Annotated in this window: 23 protein-coding genes; 2 read left to right on the forward strand and 21 right to left on the reverse strand. The window is 54.5% G+C overall.

Annotated elements, in window-relative coordinates; genetic code table 11:
• Positions 1-13: 13 nt before the first annotated feature.
• Positions 14-676 (reverse strand): HAD hydrolase-like protein, encoded by a 663-nt coding sequence (locus G512_RS0111825; protein WP_028481899.1) that lies wholly within the window; start codon positions 674-676, stop codon positions 14-16.
• A gap of 34 nt (positions 677-710) precedes the next feature.
• Positions 711-2,726 (reverse strand): acetyl-CoA carboxylase biotin carboxylase subunit, encoded by a 2,016-nt coding sequence (locus G512_RS0111830; protein WP_028481900.1) that lies wholly within the window; start codon positions 2,724-2,726, stop codon positions 711-713.
• 226 nt (positions 2,727-2,952) lie between these two features.
• Between G512_RS0111830 and folB the strand changes: the two genes are divergently transcribed.
• A complete protein-coding gene (gene folB, locus G512_RS20945) occupies positions 2,953-3,366 on the forward strand; it encodes a dihydroneopterin aldolase (RefSeq protein WP_051269271.1) in 414 nt (137 codons plus the stop codon).
• Positions 3,367-3,574: 208 nt separating this feature from the next.
• Positions 3,575-3,883, forward strand: a complete 309-nt coding sequence (locus tag G512_RS20950) for a hypothetical protein (protein ID WP_036489668.1) — start codon at positions 3,575-3,577, stop codon at positions 3,881-3,883.
• Between the two features lie 42 nt (positions 3,884-3,925).
• Here the strand turns inward: G512_RS20950 and G512_RS0111845 are convergent, their stop codons facing one another.
• The 19 genes from G512_RS0111845 to secY all read right to left on the reverse strand — a co-directional run bounded on the left by G512_RS0111845 (position 3,926) and on the right by secY (position 26,406).
• On the reverse strand, positions 3,926-5,458 hold the full coding sequence (locus tag G512_RS0111845) for an acyl-CoA carboxylase subunit beta (RefSeq protein ID WP_028481901.1): 1,533 nt from the start codon (positions 5,456-5,458) through the stop codon (positions 3,926-3,928).
• A gap of 180 nt (positions 5,459-5,638) precedes the next feature.
• Positions 5,639-6,124 (reverse strand): bacterioferritin, encoded by a 486-nt coding sequence (gene bfr / locus G512_RS0111850; protein WP_028481902.1) that lies wholly within the window; start codon positions 6,122-6,124, stop codon positions 5,639-5,641.
• A gap of 142 nt (positions 6,125-6,266) precedes the next feature.
• Positions 6,267-6,818, reverse strand: a complete 552-nt coding sequence (locus G512_RS0111855) for a GDYXXLXY domain-containing protein (RefSeq protein ID WP_051269272.1) — start codon at positions 6,816-6,818, stop codon at positions 6,267-6,269.
• 20 nt (positions 6,819-6,838) lie between these two features.
• Positions 6,839-8,203, reverse strand: a complete 1,365-nt coding sequence (locus G512_RS0111860) for a DUF2157 domain-containing protein (protein ID WP_028481904.1) — start codon at positions 8,201-8,203, stop codon at positions 6,839-6,841.
• 139 nt (positions 8,204-8,342) lie between these two features.
• Entirely contained in the window at positions 8,343-9,143 is an 801-nt protein-coding gene (locus G512_RS0111865) for an ATP12 family chaperone protein (RefSeq protein WP_028481905.1), read from the reverse strand.
• The gene (locus tag G512_RS0111870) at positions 9,143-9,823 is read right to left on the reverse strand and encodes an HAD-IA family hydrolase (protein WP_028481906.1); all 681 of its coding nucleotides are present in this window, start codon (positions 9,821-9,823) and stop codon (positions 9,143-9,145) included. The genes G512_RS0111865 and G512_RS0111870 overlap by 1 nt, the downstream gene beginning before the upstream one ends.
• A 42-nt stretch (positions 9,824-9,865) precedes the next feature.
• A complete protein-coding gene (locus tag G512_RS0111875) occupies positions 9,866-10,867 on the reverse strand; it encodes an RluA family pseudouridine synthase (RefSeq protein ID WP_028481907.1) in 1,002 nt (333 codons plus the stop codon).
• A 200-nt stretch (positions 10,868-11,067) separates the two neighbouring features.
• Positions 11,068-11,448: a fluoride efflux transporter CrcB gene (crcB, locus tag G512_RS0111880; RefSeq protein ID WP_028481908.1), complete on the reverse strand. Its 381-nt coding sequence runs from the start codon at positions 11,446-11,448 to the stop codon at positions 11,068-11,070.
• Between the two features lie 121 nt (positions 11,449-11,569).
• Complete coding sequence (locus tag G512_RS0111885) at positions 11,570-13,945, reverse strand: patatin-like protein (RefSeq protein ID WP_028481909.1); 2,376 nt, start codon at positions 13,943-13,945, stop codon at positions 11,570-11,572.
• 71 nt (positions 13,946-14,016) lie between these two features.
• Positions 14,017-15,336, reverse strand: a complete 1,320-nt coding sequence (locus G512_RS0111890; RefSeq protein ID WP_028481910.1) for a replication-associated recombination protein A — start codon at positions 15,334-15,336, stop codon at positions 14,017-14,019.
• Between the two features lie 60 nt (positions 15,337-15,396).
• The gene (locus tag G512_RS0111895; protein WP_051269274.1) at positions 15,397-16,836 is read right to left on the reverse strand and encodes a DegQ family serine endoprotease; all 1,440 of its coding nucleotides are present in this window, start codon (positions 16,834-16,836) and stop codon (positions 15,397-15,399) included.
• Positions 16,837-17,018: 182 nt separating this feature from the next.
• A complete protein-coding gene (locus G512_RS0111900; protein ID WP_028481912.1) occupies positions 17,019-19,181 on the reverse strand; it encodes a methyl-accepting chemotaxis protein in 2,163 nt (720 codons plus the stop codon).
• A gap of 219 nt (positions 19,182-19,400) precedes the next feature.
• Positions 19,401-21,599 (reverse strand): methyl-accepting chemotaxis protein, encoded by a 2,199-nt coding sequence (locus G512_RS0111905; protein ID WP_028481913.1) that lies wholly within the window; start codon positions 21,597-21,599, stop codon positions 19,401-19,403.
• 265 nt (positions 21,600-21,864) lie between these two features.
• Positions 21,865-22,290, reverse strand: coding sequence for a 50S ribosomal protein L17 (gene rplQ / locus G512_RS0111910; RefSeq protein ID WP_028481914.1), 426 nt, complete (start codon positions 22,288-22,290; stop codon positions 21,865-21,867).
• A 68-nt stretch (positions 22,291-22,358) separates the two neighbouring features.
• A complete protein-coding gene (locus tag G512_RS0111915; RefSeq protein WP_028481915.1) occupies positions 22,359-23,381 on the reverse strand; it encodes a DNA-directed RNA polymerase subunit alpha in 1,023 nt (340 codons plus the stop codon).
• Positions 23,382-23,470: 89 nt separating this feature from the next.
• A complete protein-coding gene (rpsK, locus tag G512_RS0111920) occupies positions 23,471-23,860 on the reverse strand; it encodes a 30S ribosomal protein S11 (protein WP_028481916.1) in 390 nt (129 codons plus the stop codon).
• Positions 23,861-23,927: 67 nt separating this feature from the next.
• Entirely contained in the window at positions 23,928-24,296 is a 369-nt protein-coding gene (rpsM, locus tag G512_RS0111925; protein WP_028481917.1) for a 30S ribosomal protein S13, read from the reverse strand.
• 203 nt (positions 24,297-24,499) lie between these two features.
• On the reverse strand, positions 24,500-25,072 hold the full coding sequence (locus G512_RS0111930; protein WP_028481918.1) for an adenylate kinase: 573 nt from the start codon (positions 25,070-25,072) through the stop codon (positions 24,500-24,502).
• Entirely contained in the window at positions 25,069-26,406 is a 1,338-nt protein-coding gene (gene secY / locus G512_RS0111935) for a preprotein translocase subunit SecY (protein ID WP_028481919.1), read from the reverse strand. The genes G512_RS0111930 and secY overlap by 4 nt, the downstream gene beginning before the upstream one ends.
• Positions 26,407-26,437 lie beyond the last annotated feature (31 nt).

Genomic DNA, 26,437 nt, shown 5'->3' on the forward strand with positions numbered 1-26,437 from the left:
CGTCACATCAGGCTTAGGCAGCTTCCTGCATCAATTCAGCCAGCTTTGCAGCCAGTTCATCAGGTGTCTGAACCACAGCAAGTGCCCCATGGGCAATCAGTTCTTCTTGGGAACCATGCCCCCACAGAACACCAACCCCAGTAGCGCCGTTCTGACGCGCTGCGTTCATGTCATACATTCGATCGCCAATCATCACGACATCGGAAACCCTTAGGCCTTCCTGCTTGACCAGATGAGCGAGCAGGTCAACCTTGTTGTTGAACGTTCCATCGGCTTCGGCGCCGTACACCTTGGAGAAAAAACCGCTCAAACCAAAATGCTCGATCACGATTTCGGCAACCGGCCTGAGCTTGGACGTACACACAAAAAGTTGCGCGCCGGTATTTTTCAATTGCTCAAGCACCGCCGGAATACCGTCGTAAAGATAGTTTTCATAGAGCCCTTCGACCCGATATCGTTCACGATAAAGACGCACAGCCTCGGCCAGCAAGGCAGGATCCTGCGTTTTCATAAGCAACGAAAAACTGTCTTCCAAGGGAGGCCCAATTGCAAAACGCAGGTCATCTGCTGCCGGCACATCATAGCCCAGCCCCTCAAGCGCATATTGAATGCTTTTGGTAATGCCGACGAATGGCTCCGTCAGCGTGCCATCAAGATCAAAAAGATAGGTATGCACAGCGCCCTCATGCAGGGTGCCGCCCGCACCCTGTCTATTCGAATTCCATTATCACCGCATCCACGGCCAGACTGTCGCCCGGCGCGGCCTTGATGGCACTTACCACACAATCACGTTCGGCGCGAAGCACGTTTTCCATCTTCATGGCTTCTACCACGGCCAGTTGTTCACCCACCTTCACCTCTTGTCCCGCAACCACATCAATGGAAACCACCAGTCCCGGCATGGGACAAAGCAACATTTTTGATGTATCTGGTTGCAGCTTCTCGGGCATCAACTTGTCCAGTTCTGCAAGACGTGGTGGAAGCACCACAACCTCGCATGAGTACCCTGACCAGTCCAGGCGATAGCCGTTGAGGATACGCCGAACCTGAACAGAGATCGTCTCGTCTGCATAGGTTCCCCGCCAGACGAGGTCGCCGGGCACCCAGTCGGACCGCACCGCGACCAACTCAGTCACCTCCCCCACACGAATATCCATGTCGATGGGCGTCGTTGGCATCCCATTGGCGAGTTCGACCGGAATGAGTTCCTTGTCGATCCGCACGACCCAATGGGGGCGAGTAATCCCTGAGTGCGGACGTAAACGCCCCGGAAGATGGTCCAGCCTTTCGCGTTCGATCAAATGCATCGACAACGCCACTGACGCCATGACCGCTTGGGCCGCCTCATCAGGCTTGACCGGCGCAAAGCCCTCCGGAAACTCGTCATTAATAAAGCTCGTGGAAAGGGCGCCAGAACGCCACCGGTCGTGCTTCATCAAAGCTGCCAAAAACGGCACGTTGTGTTGAATGCCGTCGACCAAAAACTCGTCCAAAGCCTTGCTCATGGCGTCAATGGCGATCTCGCGCGTGGGCGCGTGAGTAACCAGTTTCGCAATCATGGGGTCGTAAAACATCGAGATTTCAGAGCCTTCGACCACCCCTGTGTCATTGCGGATGGTGACAGCCCCATACGTGCCTTCTTGTGGAGGGCGATATCGGGTTAGCCGACCTATGGAAGGCAAAAAGTTCCGGAAAGGGTCTTCGGCATAGATACGGCTCTCAACCGCCCACCCCTTAAGCGCAACATCTTTTTGGGCAAGTTGCAGCTGTTCTCCCGCCGCCACACGGATCATCTGCTCAACAAGGTCAACGCCCGTGACCAACTCAGTAACCGGGTGCTCAACCTGCAGCCGGGTATTCATTTCAAGAAAGAAGAAACTTTTGTCCTGTCCAGCGACAAACTCGACTGTGCCGGCGCTGTCGTAGTCCACCGCCTGGGCCAGCGCAACGGCCTGTTCGCCCATCTTGCGACGGGTTTCTTCATCCAGAAGTGGTGATGGTGCTTCTTCGATTACTTTCTGGTTTCGGCGCTGAATGGAGCACTCCCGCTCCCCCAAGTAAATGACGTTGCCATGTTTGTCGCCAAGCACCTGAATCTCGATATGGCGAGGGTTTTCAATGAATTTTTCAATGAAAATGCGATCATCACCAAACGAGCTGGCAGCCTCAGAGCGCGCACGGGAGAACCCATCGGCCGCTTCTTCGGCCGTCCATGCGATACGCATGCCCTTGCCACCACCGCCAGCGGAAGCCTTGATCATGACCGGAAAGCCGATGTCTTGGGAAATACGCACCGCTTCCTCTGGTGTCTCTATCAAGCCCATGTATCCCGGCACCGTTGAGACCCCGGCTTCGGCAGCAAACTTCTTCGAGGTGATCTTGTCACCCATCGCCTCGATGGCCTGAGGATTTGGCCCGATGAACGTAATCCCCGCCTCCTTGAGGGCGTGAGAAAAAGCCGGCCGTTCCGACAGGAACCCGTATCCGGGATGAACAGCTTCAGCCCCGGTTTGCTGACAGGCCTCAATGATTTTCTCGATCACCAGATACGATTCCGAGGCAGCCTCAGGACCGATGTGAACGGCCTCGTCTGCCAGTTCAACGTGAAGGGAATCCTTGTCGGCCTCGGAGTATACCGCAACCGTTTTGATACCCATCGCTTTGGCGGACCGTATGACCCGAACTGCGATTTCGCCCCGATTTGCGATGAGAATTTTTTTAAACATTGAACGCATTCCCCCCTAGGACTCCTCTCCCAGCCCTAAACTATTCACTGGGTTGTATGCGGGGATCTACCTAAGCGCAACCTCGCAAAAGGGTGGAGATACCTTACGTTATCCTCTTGTTTTTCCTCAACAGCGCGCCTTTGCCCTGTTCAGCGCCCCTGTTCCGGGCATACCATGAAGGGAAACCGACCGTAGATCAGCGACCCACAACTGTATAGGACACCCCATGGACGCGATTCATCTTGAAGACCTCTCGTTCTTTGGCTTTCACGGTCTGTATGAAGAAGAGGCGAAACTGGGCCAGCGTTTCATTGTGGACCTCACCTGCTGGGCCGACCTTGGCGAAGCCTGTATCAGTGACCGTTATGAGGACACGATTTGCTACGGCACATTGGCCAAGACCGTCGAAGAAGTGGTAACCAAGACCCGTTTTCATCTCATTGAACGGCTCGCTGCCGCAATTTGTGAGGCCGTCTTTCAGCAAGACACCAAAATCCAACGCATTCGAGTGCGGCTGCGCAAGCCCAGCGCACCAGTGCCAGTGCATTCCGGCCATTTCAGCGTGGAGATCACAAGAGACCGGGTTGATATGCCCTCTCCGGCAAAGTTAACCGGCATGCGTCAGTTGACCAGCGATTGAAAGTAAACGGCGGCAGGGCTTCCAACCTCTTGAGCCGCTAGGAACTCACAAGGCACTAGTCTTCACGACGTTGTGTTCAAAACCCTGGCCAGAGAATGCGGACAAACCCGTGCAAGTGCCCTACCGTTGAAACCAACGAGGGACTAGCCGCGCTTTTTCATCAGTGGCGCATTCAGGAAACCCTTGTGGCTGATCTGGAGAAAAGGAAATGGCAAAAGCTCACATCCTCGGCCTGTGCAGTATCACACTGGTGGCTTCATTTCTTGCCACACCAGCATGGGCACGGCCCGACACAAGAACGATGACATGCCAGCAAGCCCGGGCCATGCTTAACCAGCAAGGGGCCGTGGTTTTTACAACGGGTGACCGCCTGTTCGACCGTTACGTTCGAGACCGCCGTTTCTGCCAGTTTGATGAAGCCCTGAAATCCGCTTGGGTGCCGACCAAGGACAACCCTCAATGCCGTATCGGCTATCGCTGTGTGCGTCCCTACAACTTCAGCATTTTTGATGACTAGGACAAAGCCGCGACAATAACGTTTCGCGACTTTGTCGATGCGCTAAAGAGGGATGTTGTCGTGTTTACGCCACGGGGTTTCCTGTTGCTTGTGGCGCAGCATGGCCAGAGCCCGAGAGATGCGCATGCGCGTCGCATGGGGCATGATCACTTCATCAATGTAACCGCGCTCCGCAGCAACGAACGGATTGGCAAAGCGATCTTCATAGTCTTTGGTTCGCGCGGCAATCTTCTGCGTGTCCCCAAGCTCTGAGCGATAAAGGATCTCCACCGCTCCCTTGGCACCCATCACCGCGATTTCAGCCGAAGGCCACGCGTAATTGATATCTCCGCGCACATGTTTGGAGCTCATCACATCATAAGCACCGCCATAGGCCTTGCGGGTAATCACCGTTATCTTGGGTACCGTTGCTTCGCCATAAGCAAACAGGAGCTTGGCTCCATGCTTGATCAACCCCCCGTATTCTTGCGCCGTGCCCGGCAGGAAACCCGGCACGTCAACGAACGTGACAATCGGAATGCCGAAACAATCACAGAAACGCACAAAACGTGCGGCCTTACGGCTGGCATCACTATCCAGAACACCCGCCAGAACCATGGGCTGATTGCCGATAATGCCAACTGTCCGGCCCTCAACACGACCAAAACCAACAACAATGTTTTTGGCAAAGCTTTCCTGAATCTCGAAGAAATCCCCCTCATCCACGGTTTTGGCGATGAGTTCCTTCATGTCATAGGGCTTGTTGGGATTATCAGGCACCAAGCTGTCCAAACTCATGTCCAGGCGAGCCGGGTCATCATAGACATCCAGTTCAGGCAATGGCGCTTGATTGTTCATGGGCAAAAAATCGACCACCCGCCTCACTTGCAGCAACGCTTCAACATCATTGTCATATGCGCCATCCGCAATGGAAGACTTAGTGGTGTGAATGGACGCGCCGCCCAATTGTTCCGCGGTCACGGTCTCATTGGTTACTGTTTTGACAACGTCCGGCCCCGTAACGAACATGTAGGACGTGTCGCGCACCATGAAAATGAAATCCGTCATCGCCGGACTGTAAACATCGCCCCCGGCGCACGGCCCCATAATTACCGAGATCTGCGGAATGACCCCTGAGGCCTGTGTATTGCGCCAGAACACCTCACCATAACCACCCAGCGCTGCAACGCCCTCTTGAATGCGGGCACCACCGGCATCGAAAATCCCAATGATCGGCGCTCTGTTCTGGAGCGCCATATCTTGAATTTTCATGATCTTCTTGGCGTGGGTTTCGGACAACGATCCGCCAAAAACCGTAAAGTCCTTCGAGAACACGTAGACTGTGCGCCCGTTGATCGTGCCACATCCAATGACGACTCCGTCACCGGGATAGTGCATCTCATCCATGCCAAAGTCGGTACAGCGATGCTGAACGAACATGTCGTATTCTTCGAATGAGCCCTCGTCGAGCAGCACTTCGATGCGTTCGCGCGCAGTAAGCTTTCCGCGCGCGTGTTGGGCCTCGATGCGCCGCTGTCCACCTCCCATGGCAGCCTCGCCGCGGCGTTTTTGAAGTTCCGCAAGTACTTCTTTCATGGATCCACCCAGCTCCCAAAAATATCACAGTGGTCTTAGCACGATGTACGTGGAAACAGCTAGTAATCCGTTGGTTCAACAGCCGCTGACGTTGCGGCGAGAGCACAGTTAGCGAGGCAAAGGAAACAAAAAAGGCGCCAGAGATGGCGCCAAGTTTGCAGTCAACTGATAGTGCGTAGTTTATTCGGCTTGATCCGCAGATCCAGAGTTCACGTGGGTGTAGGCCTCCGCCCCAAGCTTATCCATAAGCTCGAGTTGTGTTTCCAGAAAATCGCAGTGGCCTTCTTCGTCCGCAAGCACTTCTTCGAACAAGCGCATGGAAACATAGTCGCCTTCCGCTTCGCAGATTTCACGGGACTCAGCATAATACGCAACAGCTTCCTGTTCGCCCGCCAAATCGCCTTCCAGCACTTCACGAACCGATGTGCCAACATGCAACTTGCCAACCTCTTGAAGGTTAGGTTGGCCACCGAGAAACAGAATACGTTCGATGAAGCGTTCGGCGTGGCCACGTTCTTCCACCGACTCTTCCATTTCCTTGGCAGCCAGCTTGGTCACACCCCAATCCTCCAGCAACTTGCCATGCACCAGGTACTGGTTGATCGCCCCAAGTTCCATCTTCAGGGCTGTGTTGAGACGTTCAATGACCTTGGCATTGTTCTTCATGAGAAACCCTCTGTAACTTCACATCTCGGACAAGGTGTTTTCCGAGTTTCATAATTGGTTTGCAACGCTAAATAGGACTTTCACATAAGTCGACGCTTCAAATCAACGCAGTTTTATGATGTGTCCCCGCCAGCAAGAACGATCACAAACCAGCATCTTCCAGCAGGACCTCGTCGCCCTTCACCAATCTGTACGGTAATGATTTACCCCGCGGATCAACAAGAATGATGAGGGCAAGTTCCTCGGGATCAAGCGTTTCGATAGCCAGCCCCTCACCCTCCGGCACAAAAAAGGCATCAAGACCATATGAAAGTTGTAAAGATGGGGCACCGCTATCAGTCCCACGAACGCGGTCTACCGTGCCTTGGATCCAGAGTTCGCCATCCTCACCGGGTGGATTTGCTGCAATCAACACCGGCTTGGCAACTAGTCCATCTTCTGACTTGGACAGTTGCACCCAGACTGGATCCCCGACTTTGAGGCCTTCCGGCCATGACCCTGTCAAATCATCAGGGCGGATCGTGGTGATGGCCAGGTTCAAGATCACATAGTCCCCTCTGAACAGATCGCGAGGGTCTACGGGACGCAGGGCCAGACGGACAGGCTCACCTGCCATATGAACACTCAACCGATCAATCAACGGTGTCATAATCAACGCAACGAGTATGAGGCCCAAAGCTCCAAATCGGATCATTCTCTTAAATCTCTCGGTGTTCATGACTGGACCTCCCTTGCTGCCGCAAGTCTTGCTTTCTTGCGCCGCAACGCGCGCGCCGTGATCAAGCCAACGGCGATAAGAACCACGCCGCACACCAGGAAGAACAAAGACTGCCCAAGAAGGCTGCCAATGGTCTCGTAAAGCAGCCATAGCGAATTCCCGCTCAACGCTGCTATGCCAAGCAACAGCCAACCAGTTCGTTCTTCGTGAACACCTACCAAAAGGATCAAGAGAGCCACGCCAAGCGCGGCGACCGCCGTGAGTATCTCGGCATTTGGCACAGCGGCAAGCCAGACACCTGCCAAGGAGATGCAACTGATCGCCAGATGAAACCCGCTCACACGGCGCTGCCCCAGCCAATCCACAATGGCAACCAGCACAACACCAACTGCAGCTACGAACGCAATTGTCATCATCGGGGTTGAAATGAGCGCACCCCAATACTCAGCCAAATAACCCGCAATGCCAGCCCTCAGATAACTTGGTGTATCCAGGAAGGCTTCACCAGGCGCCACCATGCGCACATAGGTGAGAAAGCCCAAAAGAATGAGACCGGCGCTTTGCGCTGTCTGGCCAAAACCAATCACGCCCCAACTCATATGCCTCACCCGAACGCCGAGCACCTGAAGCAAGTTCCCGCCCAAAAGCAGAACAACACCGATAAAACCAAAGCTTTCAAGCAAAAAGAACCCTTCATTGGCCCCCTTTAGCTCAGTCAATCCGCGCACAAAAAACGCCAAACCAGTGACGATGAACAGCCATCGCCCCAACAGGTTGGGCCGTACGATTATCTGCCAAAGGGAAATTGGTAGTGTGGCAAGGGCTGCCCAAAGAACCCAGCCCGTCGGCATCGCATCAACCAAAAGCCAGAGCAAGATGACAAGAGCGGCCAGCATCGCCGCGCGGCTTCGCCCCAGAACAGCAATGCCCAGCGCCCCGAGCAGAGACAGACCCAAGCCACCCTGCCAGTCTCGTGGCAGGTTGTATATTTGTCCAACAAGCGCCAACGCGCTAAAAAAGACGAGGGCTGTGACCAGTCCCATCAAATCTGCCAGCAGGCCCCAGCCTCGGCGTTCGCAAAAAAACATGCCGCCAACGCCTACAAGTACGAGGGCCAACACACCAATGAGTTTGGTCGGCCGCGGAATCACTCCCCAATTTGCCGCAATAAACGCAACAACCGCGAGTGCGAGTGCAATCCCGCCCACACCAATGACCACCAAGGGCAACAGGTGAGACTTGGATACCCTATCATCCATTTCCACTTCAATGGCGCGCAAACCCTCTGCGCTCACCCACCCGTTTTGATGCCAGCGCGGCAGATCCTGCACCAGCTTTTGCCGATATAACCGTATAAGCATCTTTGGGGTTCTTTTCCCTTATCCGTCCGTTGTCACGCAAAATCTATCAAGTGAAAAAACATCTGCCGTTTTCAGCCAAACAAAAAAAGGCGCAGCAACCAGCCGCGCCTTCCCATGAGGATCCTGCGTTGTAGTTACCTTAGGCTTCTACCTGAACTTCAGGCTTGTTAAGAATAAGGCAAGCCGCCGAATACTCTTCATTCTTGTACTTGCGCACCCGCTGCGCTTCGCTGTCTTGGCCCCATTGTTCGATGTTCCAGTCCTCATCAACATGAGCGAAGTCCCAAACATCGTCCTCCGAAAAGGCCCGGTGAGCCACTGCCAAGGCCAGAATAGCCGAACCGCTGATACTTGTGATGGTATGCAATGCCGACAATTCAAGAGGAGTGAACTGGTTCAGACCTTCGCGAATATTTGCCTGCAAGGCTTCACTTTGCGGTTTGTGAACGAGCCCGGTTGTCAGTTCGAACCTGCCGTCGAACATATCCTCAGCCCAGGCGAGAACGGGATCCCACGCAGCTTGTTGGCGCGCCACTAACTCCTGTGGAGCTTCTGCACGGTAACAAAGATAGTCGTTACCAGCATAGCGAGCCACTTCGTCCGCCACATCAGAGAACCGATCAGCCACCGCATCGATTGCGGAATGGGAAATGCGGGTGAGCGGCATTGTTGCCGGATCAATATGTTTTTCCTGCAGTTCCCATTCGGCAGCCACGGCCTCCGCCAGATACTCCTCGTCAAACACAAGCGTTTTGCGTGTCGGTGTTTTGATCGTCCGCCCATCGAGCAGTACACCAAAGCGTCCTTCCACCTCGCCTACGCTGACCTGTTCATAAAACCGCTTGGGCAACTCGCGCCGCGACAGTTTCTGCGCACTTTCGACCGGATCCACCGGCCCTTTGGCCATGTCCTCTTCAATCTGTTCGAAAATATCCCGCATCAAGCAATTTCCTTATTCCAGCCCAGCACCTCTTCCAATGCCGGGATCAACTCTGGAAACCCGTCAACCACCCGCCGCGCACCAGCACGGCGCAGCTCCTGCGGGACATGGTACCCCCAAGTGACCCCAATGCCATGCACACCGGCATTGCGGGCCATTTCCATGTCAAACGACGTGTCCCCAATCATGACGGTGCGCTTAGGATCCGCGCCCGTCTCACTCATGGCTTGCAAAAGCATGCCAGGATGTGGTTTCGACGGCGCCTTGTCTGCCGTCTGAACCGTAATGAACTTTCCATGCAGATCATGCACCTCCACCATGTGCGCGACACCGCGGGAGTGTTTGCCCGTGGCGACACCCAGAAGCACATCATCGCGCCTGCTTAGCGTGTCCAGCACTTCGCGCGTACCCGGATAAAGCGGATCATGATCAAGAGCGGCAATACGGCGGGAAACCTTCGCGGACCTGTAGGCCTCACACATCCTAGGCACCAGATCTGCGTTTTCCCGGCCCACCAGCTGCAAGAAAGCCGGCTCCAGGGACAGCCCGACAATGGAGAGCGCAGTCTGGCGGTCTGGCATTTTCAGCCCCACAGCCTCAAAGCCCACTTCCAACCCGTGCAAGATGGTATGCTGACTGTCGACCAGCGTGCCATCACAATCAAAAACCACCAGATACATGGATGTGCTCTATCCTTTGTTGCCCGCAGAGCCCCTATCGGGTTATTGCGGCTCGGCAATCTCCGGGTCGTACTCGCTGACGTCAAACCCGAGTAAGTTCCAGGTTTGTTGCATGTGCGGCGGCAAGGGCGCCGAAACGTCGATCATCCCTGTGCCGGATGGATGCGGTATCACGATCCGCCGAGCCAGAAGGTGCAACTTGTTCTGGATGCCACCGGGTAAATCCCAGTTCATGATGTTGAAGTATTTGCTATCGCCAATGATCGGATGACGAATATGGGCTGTGTGGGCCCGAAGTTGGTGTGTGCGACCTGTGACGGGCTTCAGCGTGACCCAGGCTAGTTTTTGCCCTGATTGCTCCACCACGTTGTAAAGGCTGACGGCATGTTGTGCCTCGTCTTCGCCATGGCGGGCAATGCGCATGCGTTCGTCTTCTTCGCTACGCGCAAGAAATGTAGAAATTCGGCCCTGCCGCGGCTTTGGCACCCCTGCAACAACCGCCCAGTAAATCTTCTGCGTGTTGCGATGCCGGAAGGATTTGGTCAGTTCCTGTGCGGCTTTGCGTGTACGCGCCACCAGGATTATGCCAGAGGTGTCTCGGTCCAGTCGATGGACCAGACGCGGCTTGTTTCCCTTGCGATCCGTAAAGGCATCCAGCATGCCATCCAAATGCCGTTTAAGACCCGAGCCTCCCTGAACTGCCAGCCCTGCCGGCTTGTTCAGAACCATGACATCCTTGTCTTCATAGAGCATCATCTGCTCAATGGCGGCCTTGTCGTCGGCAATCAATTTGCTGGACCGCGGCTTTGCATTGGGCCGGTCATCCGCAGCCACTTCAACCGAGATGGGAGGAACACGGATCATCTGCCCGCTGACAATCCGGGTAGAGCTTTCTGCCCGCTTGCCATCCACACGCACCTGTCCTGTGCGCAACAGCTTTTGTAACCGGCCAAATCCCAAATCAGGGAAGTGCGACTTGAACCAGCGGTCCAGACGCATGCCGTCTTCATCTTTGTCGACTTTGATTGTTTGAATGCCACTCATGGGCTGGAGTTCCGGTCTGTTCACTTGGACGGGCCGGTCAGCACAGATGCAAGGCCACGTTCTCTTTGTTCATTTGGCTTCCATGTGACAGCCCCGGCCTCCGAATGCAAGGGTTAGACACTAAAACACCGTAAAAACATGATGAAACTGCCGTTTAGTCACATATGAAAGGCCGCATCAAGGTACAGCCCTTTCCTACCCTAAGCCAGAACCTGGCGTGCAAGCGCCAGCCCCCCAAACAATGCTCCAATGGATAGTACTACGGACACCAGCGCGTAGGTCACCGCAAGCCACATCTCCCCTCGCTCCCAAATAACAGCCACATCAAGTGAGAAGCTGGAAAACGTTGTGAACCCGCCCAAAAACCCGGTAGCGATCAATAACCGCAGTTCAGTTGAGCCTTGCAACTTTTGAGCTAGCAACTCGATGAACAGTCCCATAATCAGGGAGCCCAGAACGTTGACCGTCAAAGTTCCCCACGGAAACGAAGGCCCCATCAACCTGAGTCCGGCCAGAGAAATAAGGTGACGGCAAACGGCGCCTGCCCCGCCACCTGCGGCTACGAGTAGAAGATGCATCATGGATCCGGATATCTCTGCTGATCACTTTGTAGTTTCGAGTAATCCCCCACATCAGTGGATACAAGCAAAAACTGGCTACTTGCGTGGAAGAACTTAACCGCACCGAGAACGGGAGAAGCTTCTAAACATCCAGAGATGATAGCGACCTTTGGCCAACTTCAGCCTCAATCAAACGGATATCGATCAGACTACGAAGGTCGACAATCAAATCCTGGTCTGCCTTCAACTGATCTTCTTCTTCGTCCAAAATGGACTCGAACAAACCACGGAGCTGACTGTTGGCAAAGCCCACGGCGTTGTTGTCGCTCACCACGTTTGCGAGCAAGCTGGCAAGTCGCTCGGCAGCATTCAACCGCCCCCAAAGATAGTCATGCTCACGCCAACTGCGGTTGAAAAATGCGCCGAATGTCTGCAATTGCGCCCCCTTCAACGCCGTTCCCTCCGGTTTCAGAACGCCGGGGTCTTTGGGACTTATGCGACTGACAGACACCTCCCCCAGTTCAGTGTGGTCAAGGGTTTGCTGAATGGGCAACATGACCGCATCATAAAAGGGAAAGCCTAGATATGCTCTCAGGAGCGGCCGATCCGGAAACCTTGAAGACAGCTCGCTATCCGCTGTGCAGATCACCTCATCGGTAAGATGGTCGAGGTCGATCAATCCCATCCTCTCCTGCAGCAGAATGATGACAGTCTCCATCCTTGCTCTGTCTCTATTCAAGATATCCATGGGTCCACAAGCCTCACGCGTTTCCCGCCCATAGAACTGGCGGCTCCAGCGATACTGCAAATAGGTAATGATCTCATAGAGCCGCCCCTTCAAATGCCCGAGCCGTTCCACTGTACCGGTATCCAGTCGCTCGTCGGCATAGAGGCTGTTGACCTTGCGAATTACAGATCGCAAACATCTGATGCGGTAATCTACATCGAGATAAAGGGGATTCACGGACCCGTCTTCACTGGAGCTTGGAACAAATGCCTCACGAACATCTGGCATGAGAGGTCGGATTGCCTGTTCCAGCCGTTCTGTCGCTCTTGGTTGATTATCATTTGCACCCAGCCGCTTCACCAGCTTTGCAATACGGTTCACCAAACGACTCAACCGTACTTGGGCGTAGCCCGGGTGGACAAAACCTGAATGTTGACGAGCCATTTCCATGGCCCCTTCCCGCGCTCGCCTGACCTGTTCGGCTGGGGGGTGCCGTGGGTCCATTACGGCCAAAAGAGCATGCACTTCGCGATCTACATCCGGCTGAACGGAACCAATAACTTCGCGCAACCGACGGCTACGAGCATTCATCCGTTCAATTTCCTTCAGATTGTCACCTACCGGTTCGTTACGCGGGATATAAGCTAGTGACGCCAGAATGCTGCGAAAGAAACCGGGCGGTGAGAACTCTGCCGTGTCGCCGTTGGCGGGCTCTCCGGGAATTGGATCAACATACAATAACCGGCGCACCACTTCCCGAGAGGCAGCCCTTTCGTCAATGCTGTCGATAATCGGTTGAAACGGTTTGTTCATGACCACGCTACCATCAATGAACAAGCGAGGTTCTCCCGTGTCCAATGGGCCCTGTAAAACCTCTTGCACAAATCGTTCGCGATCCGGCCACTGCAAGTTGAGTTCTTCAACCACTGCGGCTACTTCTTCAATTGAGGCAGGTGGAAACGCGCCCGGGAAAGAGGCCGTAGCCCTTGCTGCGAAAACATTGCTTGCGGCGCAATCTGCGCTCAATTGAGATTTCAAGCCCTCAACGCCGTCATTGCGCGCGGAAAAACGAACCATTCGGCGATGCTCGATTTCCTCTAGCCGCACCTGATGGTAGAGCGGAACGGCATGTTTTTTACCAAAATAGTCGGTCAGAGTAACGAACAACTCCAGCTTCTGCCCAACGGGGATCAAAGTATTTCCCTGATCGCATGCATCCATCGCCTGACAGGCTTCAAGCATCCAACGAGAAAAACGCTCTCCCGAGAACGGAGGTTTGAACCAGCGAGAGGACATGAACCAATGCAATTTGCGGCGCGCCTCGGTCGATCCGGGGTCCTGGTCCAGAACCAAGCCCAATGCCCGGCCAACAACCGGAGCAACAAGTCGCTTCACCCAACGGCTCGCGCCATGTGGCGGACGGGCCAACTCCGTCACATCTGCCTTTTCCAGCCAGAACGCGCGATGCGGATCCAATGGCAGGTCATGGGCAAGCGCCCGCGCCAGCATGATGCCATTGATGCCCCCTGCCGATGTGCCGGAAATGGCATCAATCACAACCCGCAGATCGAGTTCTGCCCGCAAGTCCCGCAATAAACGAAAGTAGTGAACGGCCGATCCGGTGAGCCCCTGCTCAACTTGTGCCAGGTCGGCACCAGAGCTCAGCGCCTTGTCCAGCGCTCGGGATGCACGCTGCAACCCAAGTAATTCTCTGGTCACACCATGCATGTAGATGGCCAGAGACACCCCGCCATAAAGAACGACAGCCAGCCTGAGTTCAACCTGTCGCATACACGCACCCTCATGTTGGACGTAAAGTGTGCGGGCGAAGGCCATCACAAGGCAACCACGACAATGGGCGGTCAGCTGTCTCCTGCTTTGTGTCGTTCCTGCCTCAGCCGCTCCCAATAGGACAAACGCTTGCGAATTTCCCGTTCGAAACCCCGCTCTGGAGGATCATAATAGCGCTGTCGGCCCATTTTTTCCGGGAAAAAATCCTGGCCTGAGAAACCGTCCGGGGCATCATGATCATACTGATACCCTTCGTTGTAACCCATTTCCTTCATCATCTTGGTAGGTGCATTCAGAATGTGTTTCGGCGGCACCAACGATCCATTGGATTCTGCAGCCTTTCGGGCTGCCTTGTAGGCGACATAGACGCCATTGGACTTTGGGGCTGTCGCCAGATACACACAGGCTTGCGCCAGAGCCAGTTCGCCTTCTGGAGATCCCAGCATCTGATAGGCATCACGAGCTGCATTTGCCTGTACGACAGCGTTGGGATCAGCCAGCCCAATATCCTCTACAGCCATACGCACGAGGCGACGGGCAATGTACATGGGGTCTTCTCCGCCATCGAGCATTCGGCACATCCAGTAGAGAGCTGCATCGGCGTCAGATCCACGCACAGATTTGTGCAAGGCTGAAATCAGATTGTAATGACCGTCCTTGGTCTTGTCATAGATTGGTGCGCGCCGTTGGACGATCTCCGTCAGACGAGTGCTATCAAACACCTCGTCCTCACTTGCTGTACGCCAGACATCCTCCGCCAATGTCAGCGCTGAGCGGCCATCTCCATCAGCCATGCCAATCAAAGTTTGGCGAGCCCCTTCATCAAGCGGCAGTGGTCTGTCCATTTCCTTTTCGGCCCGAACCAGCAAGTCTTCCAGTGCATCTGCATCCAGACTCTCAAAGACAAGTACATGAGCACGTGACAACAGCGCCGCATTCAACTCGAAACTGGGGTTCTCAGTCGTCGCTCCGACCAAAGTGATGGTGCCGTCTTCCATCACCGGCAAGAAACTGTCCAGTTGGGCGCGATTGAACCGGTGAATCTCATCAACAAACAAGAGGGTGCCACGACCTGAAATCCGTCGCGCACGTGCCGCCTCGAAGCACTTCTTCAGATCCGCAACACCCGAAAAAATCGCGGAGATCTGCTCAAACGCGAGCTCGGTTTCATGAGCCAACAGCCGTGCCATGGTGGTCTTTCCGGTGCCTGGAGGCCCCCAAAAAATCAAGGAACCCAGAGACCCCGAGCGCAGCATGCGTGTAAGGATACCATCTTCGCCGATCAGATGCTGCTGACCAACGACTTCACTGAGACGGGCAGGTCGCAACCGGTCTGCCAACGGACGATTACCGCTCTGATCCAGACCGGCGGAAGAAAACAGATCACTCATATCGAGACTTTTAGCAAAAACAGAAAAGGACCGGCACCTGATTGCCGGTCCTTCCCCAAATTAGCCCCGAACGGATAGTCGGCGCAACTTTCCATCTCGTTGTATTTCAATCAACCATCGGCGTGGACGCTCTCTGGACACCCTTTGCAGGAACTGTGCACTCTCAATCTCGACGCCGTTCACAGCCACAACGATATCACCACGCCGAAGGCCGACGTATTGCGCTGCCGAACCATTCTCAACTTGCGAGATAATAACGCCCTCATACTCATCGCGAACCCGAAGTTCTTCAGCCACCGCTGGAGAGAGGTTCATCACGGTTGCGCCGGCAAATGGAGAACGGCCACCAATCTGGCGCATATCCCGTGGCACTGTTTCCGGCGCTTCCTGCAGCGCGATTGTCAGCGCCACCTCTTCCTGTCCCCGCAGAACACGGAGGGTCGCGCTCGATCCAATTTCCCGCGTTGCAAGGCGATAACCAAACGAATTGGGATCATTGATCTCATTCTCACCCACAGCAACAATGAGATCACCTACTTCAAGGCCCGCCTGCTCCGCCGGGCTGTCCGGGAATATGCGCGTCACCAAAACGCCACGCGGTCGATCCAGTCCAAGCCCCATGGCGATATCACTGCTTACAGGCTGCAAGCTGGCGCCAATCCACGGCCGGCGCACATAGTCCCCATCACCCGCAGCGCTCGCCACGACTTTCACCATGTTGGCAGGAATTGCGAACCCAATCCCGTTGGAGCCACCCGAGCGAGAGAAAATGGCTGTATTAATCCCCACAAGATTGCCATGCACATCAATCAACGCACCACCTGAGTTGCCAGGATTGATGGCAGCATCCGTCTGAATGAAGAACTGATAGTCCGAGACCCCAACCTGTGTGCGCGCAACTGCCGAAACGATGCCTTGCGTAACGGTCTGGCCAACGCCAAACGGATTACCGATGGCGAGCACGAGATCTCCCACCTCCAGTTCGTCCGAGTTGGCAAACGAAACATGCGGAAAGTCCTCATCCGGCGCATCAATCTTTAAAACCGCCAAATCCGTTCGCTCATCTTTCAGCACAATCTCCGCATCAAACTCGCGGCGATCAGCAAGCGCGACCCGCACCTCGTCTGCATTCTCAATAACGTGGTTATTGGTGATGATAATACCTTGTCCCGAGATTATGACACCAGAGCCCAGAGAACTCTGCACACGCCGTTGGGTTCTTGGCTCCCCGAAAGCTCGATCACCAAAGAACCGGCGAAAAAACGGATCGTCAAAGAACGGGGAAATCCGCTGCCGCCGCTCCACCGTCCGACTTGCGTAGACATTGACAACAGCCGGCGCGACCTTCTTGACCAAGGGTGCAAAGGACAGCTGAATTTCCGCGTTGTTTGAGGGAATTTGATCTGCAGCATGAACGGGAGGCGTTCCGCCCACAACCGAGCCGACAAGCACACCTGTAACAAACAGGGCTCCGGCGAAATAAGCTCTGAAATCAATCATGATGTTACCCTGAAATTATCTTGATCCGTCAATGGATCAGGCAAACGCACTGTCACAGATAAGAAGGCAATGTGGTCATGAAAAGGCCGATCACCGGTTGTGGAAAGCAATTCCGGTAATCGGCCTCACCGAAGGATATCAACCCTAAGGGTTTATGCATGGACAATACAGCAGCGTTGAAGTCAGCCTGCCTTTGTTTCCCTCAAATATCCATCAACCAACTCGGTCACCCGGTGAGCGCGCTGTTCCAGATGAGAAATGGCTTGCCGCACCTCCTCAACACCCTCACCGGTGGTCACAGCCATATCGCTGACCTTGTTAATAGCTTGAGCCACTTCCGAGGAGCCGCCTGTGACTTGCTGAATGTTTTGCGAAATCTCTCCAGTGGTCTTGGCCTGTTCCTCAATGGCACTGGTCACGGCAGCAGCTACCTCATTCATCTCGCCAATCACCTGAATCACCTCATGGATCGCGCCGACTGCCGCTCGTGTTTCAGATTGAACTGCTTGAATCTGGCTGCTGATTTCTTCTGTTGCCTTGCCGGTCTGGTTGGCCAGTTCCTTGACCTCGGAAGCAACAACCGCAAACCCCTTCCCGGCCTCACCAGCGCGCGCCGCCTCGATGGTTGCATTCAGCGCAAGCAGGTTGGTTTGCTCGGCAATATCGCTGATGAGCGATACAACCTCATTGATGCGCCCCGCAGCGGTTTCCAATCCATTGATAGTAGTCTGGGCCTGTAGCGCCTTGTCACCTGCCTCCTCGGAAATACGGTTGGATCTTGCCAGGTCCCGATCTATTTCCTGAACCGTGGCAGTAAGTTCCTCGGTCGCGCCGGCAACGGCCTGCAGGCCCTGCAATGACTGGTCAGAGGCGGCCGCCGCAGTTTGCGCTTCGCTGGCTGTTTGCTCAGATACGCTTGTCATCTGGTTCGATGCGCTTTCCAACTGACGCAAGGCGGCGTTCACATCGGCAATCACAGCAGTCACATTGTTGTCGAAAGCGGCGTTCAGATGCACCAGCCGCTCTGCCGTTTCGCGCTGTTGCGCCCTGTCAGCCTCCTGATCCGCCGCAAGTTGGCGTTCGCGCCGAAGGCCGTCCTGAAAGGCATCCACATTACGGGCAATGTCTCCAATTTCATCACGGCGATGTGTGCCGGGCACGCGTGTATCCAACTTGCCCGCACGAATGCGGGTAATCGCAGATGACAGGTGAGCCAAAGGCCGGGAAATGTACAAGGCAACAGCCAAGGCGGCCCCAAGAACCAATACCAGAACGCTCACGGCAACCGTAAGTATGGAATAAAGTACGTTCGAAGACGCTGCACTCACTTCGGCACGGCTGATTTCCGTTGCAACGACCGCAGGCTGTCCAAACAGGTCGATAGGTGCCAACTGATAAGCTTTGCTATCAGTGTAAAGGGTTTGAGAGCCAGAGCGTTCATCGCCAATGCTGAGATCAAGCCCCCCAAACGGCTGCAGCAGCGGCGCACTAGGGGCTCTTACCGGCTTGGAAAGCAAAAGCCCCTTGTCATCCAGAAGATAGCCCTGCGCACTCTCCCCAATCAACAATGGTTGGCCCAGAATTTCGTTGAAGAAGGAATGCGTGATCCGCAACATCACGACACCGCTCAGTTCCACACTGCCAAAGCCTTCCGTGTAAACCGGCGTTGCAACAAACTGGCTGGGAACACCCCCTGCAGGTCCATAGGCTGCAAATTCGGATGACAACACCTGACCCGGCGCTGCCTCCAATGCCGCGGTGTAGAGGTCAGGAACAGGCGTGGTCTCGAACACCTTATCCTCAACTGACAGCAAAAAATCTCCGGACTTGGTTACGCTGTAGAGCACCAAACCATCCAGGTCGAAAAACAGCATATCCGCATAGCCGCCAGTCTGCCATTGTGCAAAGAAATCGCCGTGTATGCCCTCATGTTTCGAGCCATAAAGGTTGTCCGCACCCTTCATGACCTCGGCCCGCTCTGCAGGGCTATCGCTTGTGTTGTGATATGCGTCTCTGATTTCGCCGGGATCCCCTGACAACTCAACCGCCAATGGCAATTCCGCAACCAGTTGTTTCATGGTGGCGCCGCTTGCCATGGCTTGCAAGTCCGTCTGCGTATCCGTCACAACCCGTTGCAATTGCCTCGCGGTATTTTGAGAGGTCAGCGTCAATTGTACTTCGGCACCATGGCGCAAGCCCGTCTCTGCCTCACGCAACGCAAAGTAGCCTACAGAGCCACTCGCCAGAACACCAAGACAGATCACAATCGTCGGGATGATGACCCGAAGCGAAAACCCTTTGGCAGTTTTGCCCTCTGCAAACGCACCGTCGTTCGTACTACGCACAATTCCCTCCGTAATTCAGCGGAGGACAGTGTGCTCTGGAACTTGTTAAATAGAGGGTAAAGGGTGACTACTACTTATGGTTTAGTATAGACCAACTGAGCCGCTCCAAATTAAAAAGGCCAGAGCACCGAACGATGCTCTGGCCTTCTGTTTTTAGTTCCGGCGTTTCAACGAGAACGCGGCCGGATCAGAGTTGTGCAGCAACTTTGCGGACTGGTATCAAGCAGCCCTGATATCGTTCAAGTAGTTTTCGACCAGCACACGCAGTGCATCCGATTGTTCCGCCAGATGCGTGGAGGCCGAAAGCACATTGCCCGCTTCCGTCCCGGTGTCGCCCGCAATGGAGCTCACCTTGGTGATCGCTTGTGTAACTTCGGTAGAACCGGCAGTCACCTGCTGGATATTACCGGAAATGTCAGTTGCCGTAGCAGCCTGTTCCTCGACCGCACCCGCAATAGCTGTCGCTACTTCGTTGATAGTACCGATCACCTGAGAGATTTCCTTGATGGCCATAACGGCTTTTTCAGTTTCAGACTGAACCGCCTGAATCTGGACACCGATCTCACCAGTAGCCTGTCCGGTCTGGTTCGCCAGCCCCTTCACTTCCGCTGCAACAACAGCAAACCCTTTGCCAGCTTCGCCGGCACGGGCAGCCTCAATCGTCGCATTCAACGCCAGCAGATTGGTCTGATCAGCAATGTCGTTAATAATCGAAACGACTTCACCAATCCGCTGGGCCGCCTCCATCAGGCCTGTCACAGAGCCTTCTGCATTCACGGCCATCTCGGCCGCCTGAGCAGAAATGTCCGCCGACCGTCTCACTTCACGGTCGATTTCACCAACTGTTGCAGACAGTTCTTCTGCAGCACCTGCGACGGCTTGCAGGTTCACCAACGACTGTTCAGAGGCTGAGGATACAGTTTGCGCTTCGGCATTGGTCCGTTCGGACATGCTGGCCATGGAATTGGCGGTCGTCTGCAAGGTAGACCCGGCATCGCGAACCGAACCAAGGATCTGACGTACACTTTCATCAAACTTGTGCGTCAGCTCGTCAACATATCGGCCACGCTCAATGCGTTCCTGCTGGGTCCGTGCTTGCTCGGCATCAAGCTCCCGTGCCCGTTTCAGGCCGTCTCGGAAGTTCAACACTGCACGACCAATGTCACCAATCTCGTCTTTGCGAGCTGCCTCTTGCACATCGATCTCCAAATCCCCTTCTTCGATCTTCTGGATCGTACGACCCAGATTGCCAAGGGGGGAAGAAATCTGCCGCGCAAAGAAATAGCCAACAATTGCAATTGCGACTAGGACACCAATAGAGCTCCAGAAGACAGAGGAAGCCAACTGATAAACACCCGCCAGCGCCTCATCAACGCTCGCCTCGGCAACAACAATTGCATGCTTGTCAGATGCTTCCAATGGTGCTCCGACCATGAACTTGCCATCTGCCTGTATGAAGCGATCTACAAGACCTTTCTGGTTGTCGTTCCCGTCATGAAGAACCTTGAGAACATCGGCAGACAATGTTTCCTTCAGCGCTGTCGGCTCAGCAGAAAGCGGCTTGTTGGAAAGGACGACACCTTGGTCCGAAACCAGATAAGACTGACCAGTCTCACCAAGGCCGTTCCGATCCGCTAACACGGAATCAAAGAAATCGACATTCAAACGGATGACCACAACGCCTTCCCGACTTGCACCCGCCATGCCATGCAAGAACACCGGTGTTGCGATGAACAGAGAAGGTTCTCCTCCGGCGAGGTCATAAGCCGCATACGAACTCATGATGACCGAACCGTCTTCGGCCTCCGCAGCTTTGCGATACACCTCACCCAACCCGCTCTTGTTAATCTCCGGGTTGTTGATGCTTTCGAATAGCTCGGCCGATTTTGTGACAGTGTAGAGGATCTCGCCGTCATTATTGAAAACGAGAATGTCCGCATAACCACCATTCTGGTAGTTCGTTACGAAATCCCCATGCACATTCGCGTGACGCCAGGAATACATGGTGGAGTTGCCATCGCCATTGACGGCCAGCCGATCTTCTACCGTGGATCCGTCAGGACGATAAAACTCAAGAACCTCGGCACGGTCCTCCCCCACATTCCGATAGGCTGTCTGCAAGTCTGTCATTGCAGTCTGCATCGCCGTACCGGTTGCGATCCGCTTGATATCCGCCCGAATTTGCGTCAATCGCATGTCGAGCAAGTTTCGGCGGGACTCAGCCAGCAATTTCAATTCGCCCTGCTGCGCCTCCGTCAGCGACGCCTGGCCACTATTGTAAGCCAGGAAACCGATGACAAGACTTGAGACAATCGCAAGACCCACCATCACAATTGGCAGACGGAAACCGATTTTATAAAATCTATTCTGACGTGTTGAGCCGCCAGATCCGCTCGTTTTTGCAGTATTCTCCCGCATAGCTATGCCCCACTGTAATACATGGGTCAAAAGTACGAGGTTGACCTTAACTGAAGCTTAAATCCCAGTTTAATTTGATAAATCGCTACACCTTAGAGCTGCACATCCGCCATCCAACAGACACACAAGGTTGGCGAACGTAGGCGCATGCCTCTTTCCGACGCGAAAGCCTTCTCACAAAAACACTCACTCAGGCAGCCCAAAAAACAAAAAACGCCCCCGGTCAACGACCGGGGGCGTCTTTAAAAGCTGTTTGTTGAGGCTATTAAGCCGCGTTTTCTGCAGCTTCTTCAGCTTCAACACGTGCGCGGTCGCCCGCACCACGTGCTTCAACATCGCGATCAACAAACTCAATCACGGCCATTGGTGCACTGTCACCATGGCGGAAGCCTGCCTTAAGAACGCGGGTGTAGCCACCCTCACGATCCTTGTAGCGCTCTGCCAGAGTTTCGAACAGCTTGCGAACCATGACAACGTCGCGAACCTGAGAGATCGCCTGACGACGTGCGTGCAGGTCGCCCCGCTTGCCGAGGGTGATGAGTTTATCTGCAATTGGACGCAGCTCTTTTGCCTTCGGAAGCGTCGTAACGATTTGCTCATGCTGGATGAGCGCAGCAGCCATGTTGGCAAACATTGCCTTGCGGTGGCTTGACGTCCGATTGAGCTTGCGGCCGGATTTTCCGTGGCGCATGGCCCTCTCCTTCAATTAACTACGCAGCGGTCGCAACGGACCACTTGGGGCACAAAGCCCCGTTTAGCTTAATACTGGTGGTCTTCGTAGCGCTTGGCGAGCTCATCGATATTTTCAGGCGGCCAATTGGCCACTTCCATACCGAGGTGCAGACCCATCTGCGCCAGAACTTCTTTGATCTCATTCAGAGACTTACGACCGAAGTTCGGTGTGCGAAGCATTTCTGCTTCAGTCTTCTGGATCAGATCACCAATATAGACGATATTGTCGTTCTTCAGGCAGTTCGCAGAACGAACAGACAATTCAAGCTCATCAACCTTCTTGAGCAGAGCCGGGTTAAATGCCAGTTCTGCAACGGTTTCTTCCTGAACTTCACGAGTTGGCTCTTCAAAGTTCACAAAGATCGACAGCTGATCCTGCAGAATTCGAGCCGCATACGCGATCGCATCTTCAGGAACAACGGAGCCGTCCGTTTCTACAGTCAGTGTAAGCTTGTCATAGTCCAGAACCTGCCCTTCACGGGTGTTCTCGACCTTGTAGCTCACCTTCTTGACCGGAGAATAAAGGCTGTCCACCGGAATAAGGCCAATCGGCGCATCTTCCGGGCGGTTTGCTGCCGCAGCAACATAGCCCTTACCTGTGTTTGCCGTGAACTCGATGCGCACTTCAGCGCCCTCGTCCAGGTTACACAGCAAGAGATCCGGGTTCAGAACTTCAACATCACCAACGGTCTCGATATCGCCAGCATATACAGCACCTGGCCCTTGCTTGCGCAGAACCATGCGCTTTGGACCCTCATTGTCCATACGCAGAGCGATTTCCTTGATGTTCAGAATGATGTCAGTCACATCTTCACGTACACCAGGAATGGAGGAGAACTCGTGCAGCACGCCATCGATCTGGATCGCGGTAACCGCAGCACCTTGAAGCGAGCTGAGGAGAATACGACGCAGAGCGTTGCCCAGGGTGAGGCCATAACCACGCTCAAGAGGCTCTGCAACAACAGAGGCCTTGAAACGCGGATCATCACCCGGACGCACGTCCAGCTTGGTTGGTTTGATCAGTTCTTGCCAGTTTTTCTGAATTGTCACGTTCTAATCCCTTCGGCTTTCTCGTTGGTCATGCCTGAAAGGCAGCCAACCATCCTTTGCCATGGGTTGAAAACATGCCCGACGAAATGTCAGACGCGGCGACGCTTGCGCGGACGGCAACCGTTGTGCGGGATCGGCGTAACGTCGCGAATGGACGTAATGACGAAACCACCGGCCTGCAGAGCACGCAGAGCAGATTCACGACCGGAACCAGGACCACGAACTTCGACCTCAAGGGTGCGCATGCCGTGTTCGGCAGCCTTGCGACCAGCGTCTTCGGCTGCGACCTGTGCGGCGTATGGGGTAGACTTACGAGACCCCTTGAAGCCGAGCGCGCCAGCAGACGACCAAGAGATCGCATTGCCCTGAGCATCGGTAATGGTGATCATGGTGTTGTTGAACGTAGAGTTCACATGCGCGATGCCGGAAGTAATATTCTTCCGCTCGCGGCGACGCACACGCGTCGAATCCTTAGCCATTCTTTTTTCCTTCGATATCTACACCGCCGTAATCGCCGGCGGCTCCACCTGACAAACGCCGGTGAAATTACTTCTTCTTACCAGCGATCGCCTTTGCAGGACCCTTACGGGTACGTGCATTCGTGTGGGTGCGCTGACCGCGAACCGGCAGGCCACGACGGTGACGAAGACCGCGGTAGCAACCAAGGTCCATCAGACGCTTGATGTTCATCGCTGTTTCACGACGCAAGTCACCTTCAACCAGGTATTCTGCATCGATCGTTTCACGGATCTTCAGGACTTCTGCGTCCGAAAGTTCATTGACGCGAGTATGAGCAGCAATGCCGACCTTCTCGAGGATCTGCTGCGCAAACTTCGGGCCAATACCGTGAATGTACTGCAGCGCAACCAGAGTGCGCTTGTTCGTCGGAATGTTGACGCCAGCAATACGAGCCACGTTATTTCTCCTTTACGAGGGAACGACCATCGTACCCTCTATCCTTCTGTACGGCCGCTCGCGAGCGAGACAACCGGTTACAGCACTAATGTTAACCTTGGTATATCCAAGGAAAACCGGCGCAAATCGAAACAGTATCGATGTGCGCCGGCTTTTACTGTATTCCAAAGGACAGCGCAAGCGCCGCCTTGAAATTCCGCAGATTATTCCGCTGTCAAAGCAGCATCGATCTGGGAAGCAACTTCATCGACGGACTGCATGCCGTCAACTTTCTTGAGCATACCGCGGGCCTCGTAGTACGCGACCAAAGGTGCAGTCTGCTCATTGTAAACCGCCAACCGCTTCTTAAGCGCATCAGCGTTGTCGTCGGAACGCACTTCCGCGCTCTCACGAGCCCGTTTTTCAATGCGCTCCAACAGGATTGCTTCATCGACTTCAAGCTGAACAACGCCGTCCAGCTTGAGCGCCTTTTCTTCAAGCAGGTCACCCAAAGCATCAGCCTGGGCAATGGTCCGTGGGAAGCCGTCCAGAATGAACCCATTGGCGCAATCCGGCTCTTCAATACGTTCCGAGATGATTTTGCAGATCACGTCATCGGAGACCAGCTCACCGCGGTCAAGAATACCCTTGACCTGAAGACCCACTTCACTCTCCGCTGCGACAGCCGCCCGCAGCATGTCACCGGTGGAAAGCTGGACAATACCATGCTTTTCAACCAGCCGTGCTGCCTGCGTGCCTTTCCCCGCACCCGGAGGGCCCAACAGAATAAGCCTCATTTACGTTTCCCCCTCAACTTTGTCTTCTTCACGAGCCCTTCGTACTGATGCGCCAGCAGATGCCCTTGAACCTGTGAGACAGTGTCCATTGTTACGCTAACGACAATCAAGAGGGAAGTACCACCAAAATAGAACGGCACACCCGTAGCTGAGATGAGGAACTCTGGAAGCAGGCAAATGAGCGTGATGTAAATTGCGCCTACCACCGTGATGCGTGTCAGAACGTGGTCAATATACTGTGCAGTCCGTTCGCCCGGACGAATGCCCGGAATGAAACCACCATGCTTCTTCAGGTTGTCCGCTGTATCCGTCGGATTGAAAACAATCGCGGTATAGAAGAAACAGAAGAAGATGATAAGGCCCGCGTACAGAACCATGTAAGCTGGCTGACCATGACCCAAGAGGGCTGTAATGGTCGTCAGCCACTCGTTGCCACCGGAAGCATCCGCGCTTTGAAAGCTCGAAAGCGTCGCTGGAACGAGAAGAAGAGAGGACGCAAAAATCGGAGGAATCACACCGGCGGTGTTCAGCTTGAGCGGAAGGAACGAGGTGTTCCCTTCGTAAAGCTTGTTACCGTGCTGCCGCCGCGGATACTGGATCAGAAGCCGGCGCTGCGCCCGCTCCATGAATACAATAATTCCGATGACGACAACCGAGAGGATGATCACTGCCAGAATGATTGGCGTTGCAAGAGCGCCCTGACGACCAAGCTCCAAAGTAGAAGCGATCGCAGACGGCAAACCTGCAACAATGCCCGCAAAAATGATAAGAGAGATACCATTACCGACGCCGCGAGAGGTGATTTGCTCACCCAGCCACATCAGGAACATGGTACCGCCAACAAGCGTGATAACTGCGGAAATGCGGAAGAACATACCCGGATCGATCACCACATTGGCAGATTCAAGCCCCACGGAAATACCGTAGGCTTGGAAGGTCGCCAGGATGACCGTACCGTAACGGGTATACTGGTTCATCTTTTTCCGCCCGCTCTCCCCTTCCTTCTTCATCTGTTCCAATGAAGGAACAACCGAGGTCATCAGCTGGATGATAATGGAAGCAGAGATGTACGGCATGATGCCGAGGGCGAAAATTGCCATACGTTCAACGGCACCGCCGGAGAACATATTGAACAGGCCAATGATGCCAGACTGGGCCTGACCAAAGGCCTGCGCCAGCGCTTCAGGATCAATACCAGGCAACGGAATATAAGTACCGAACCGGTACACCAAAAGCGCACCTAGCGTAAACCAGATCCGCTTCTTCAGTTCCTCAGCCTTGGCAAAGGCAGAAAAGTTAAGATTTGAAGCAAGTTGCTCGGCAGCAGATGCCATTCCGCGCTCCGGTCAGTTTGGATACACCAAA

The sequence above is a fragment of the Pseudovibrio exalbescens DSM 16456 genome (assembly GCF_000422785.1).
Lineage (GTDB): Bacteria > Pseudomonadota > Alphaproteobacteria > Rhizobiales > Stappiaceae > Pseudovibrio > Pseudovibrio exalbescens.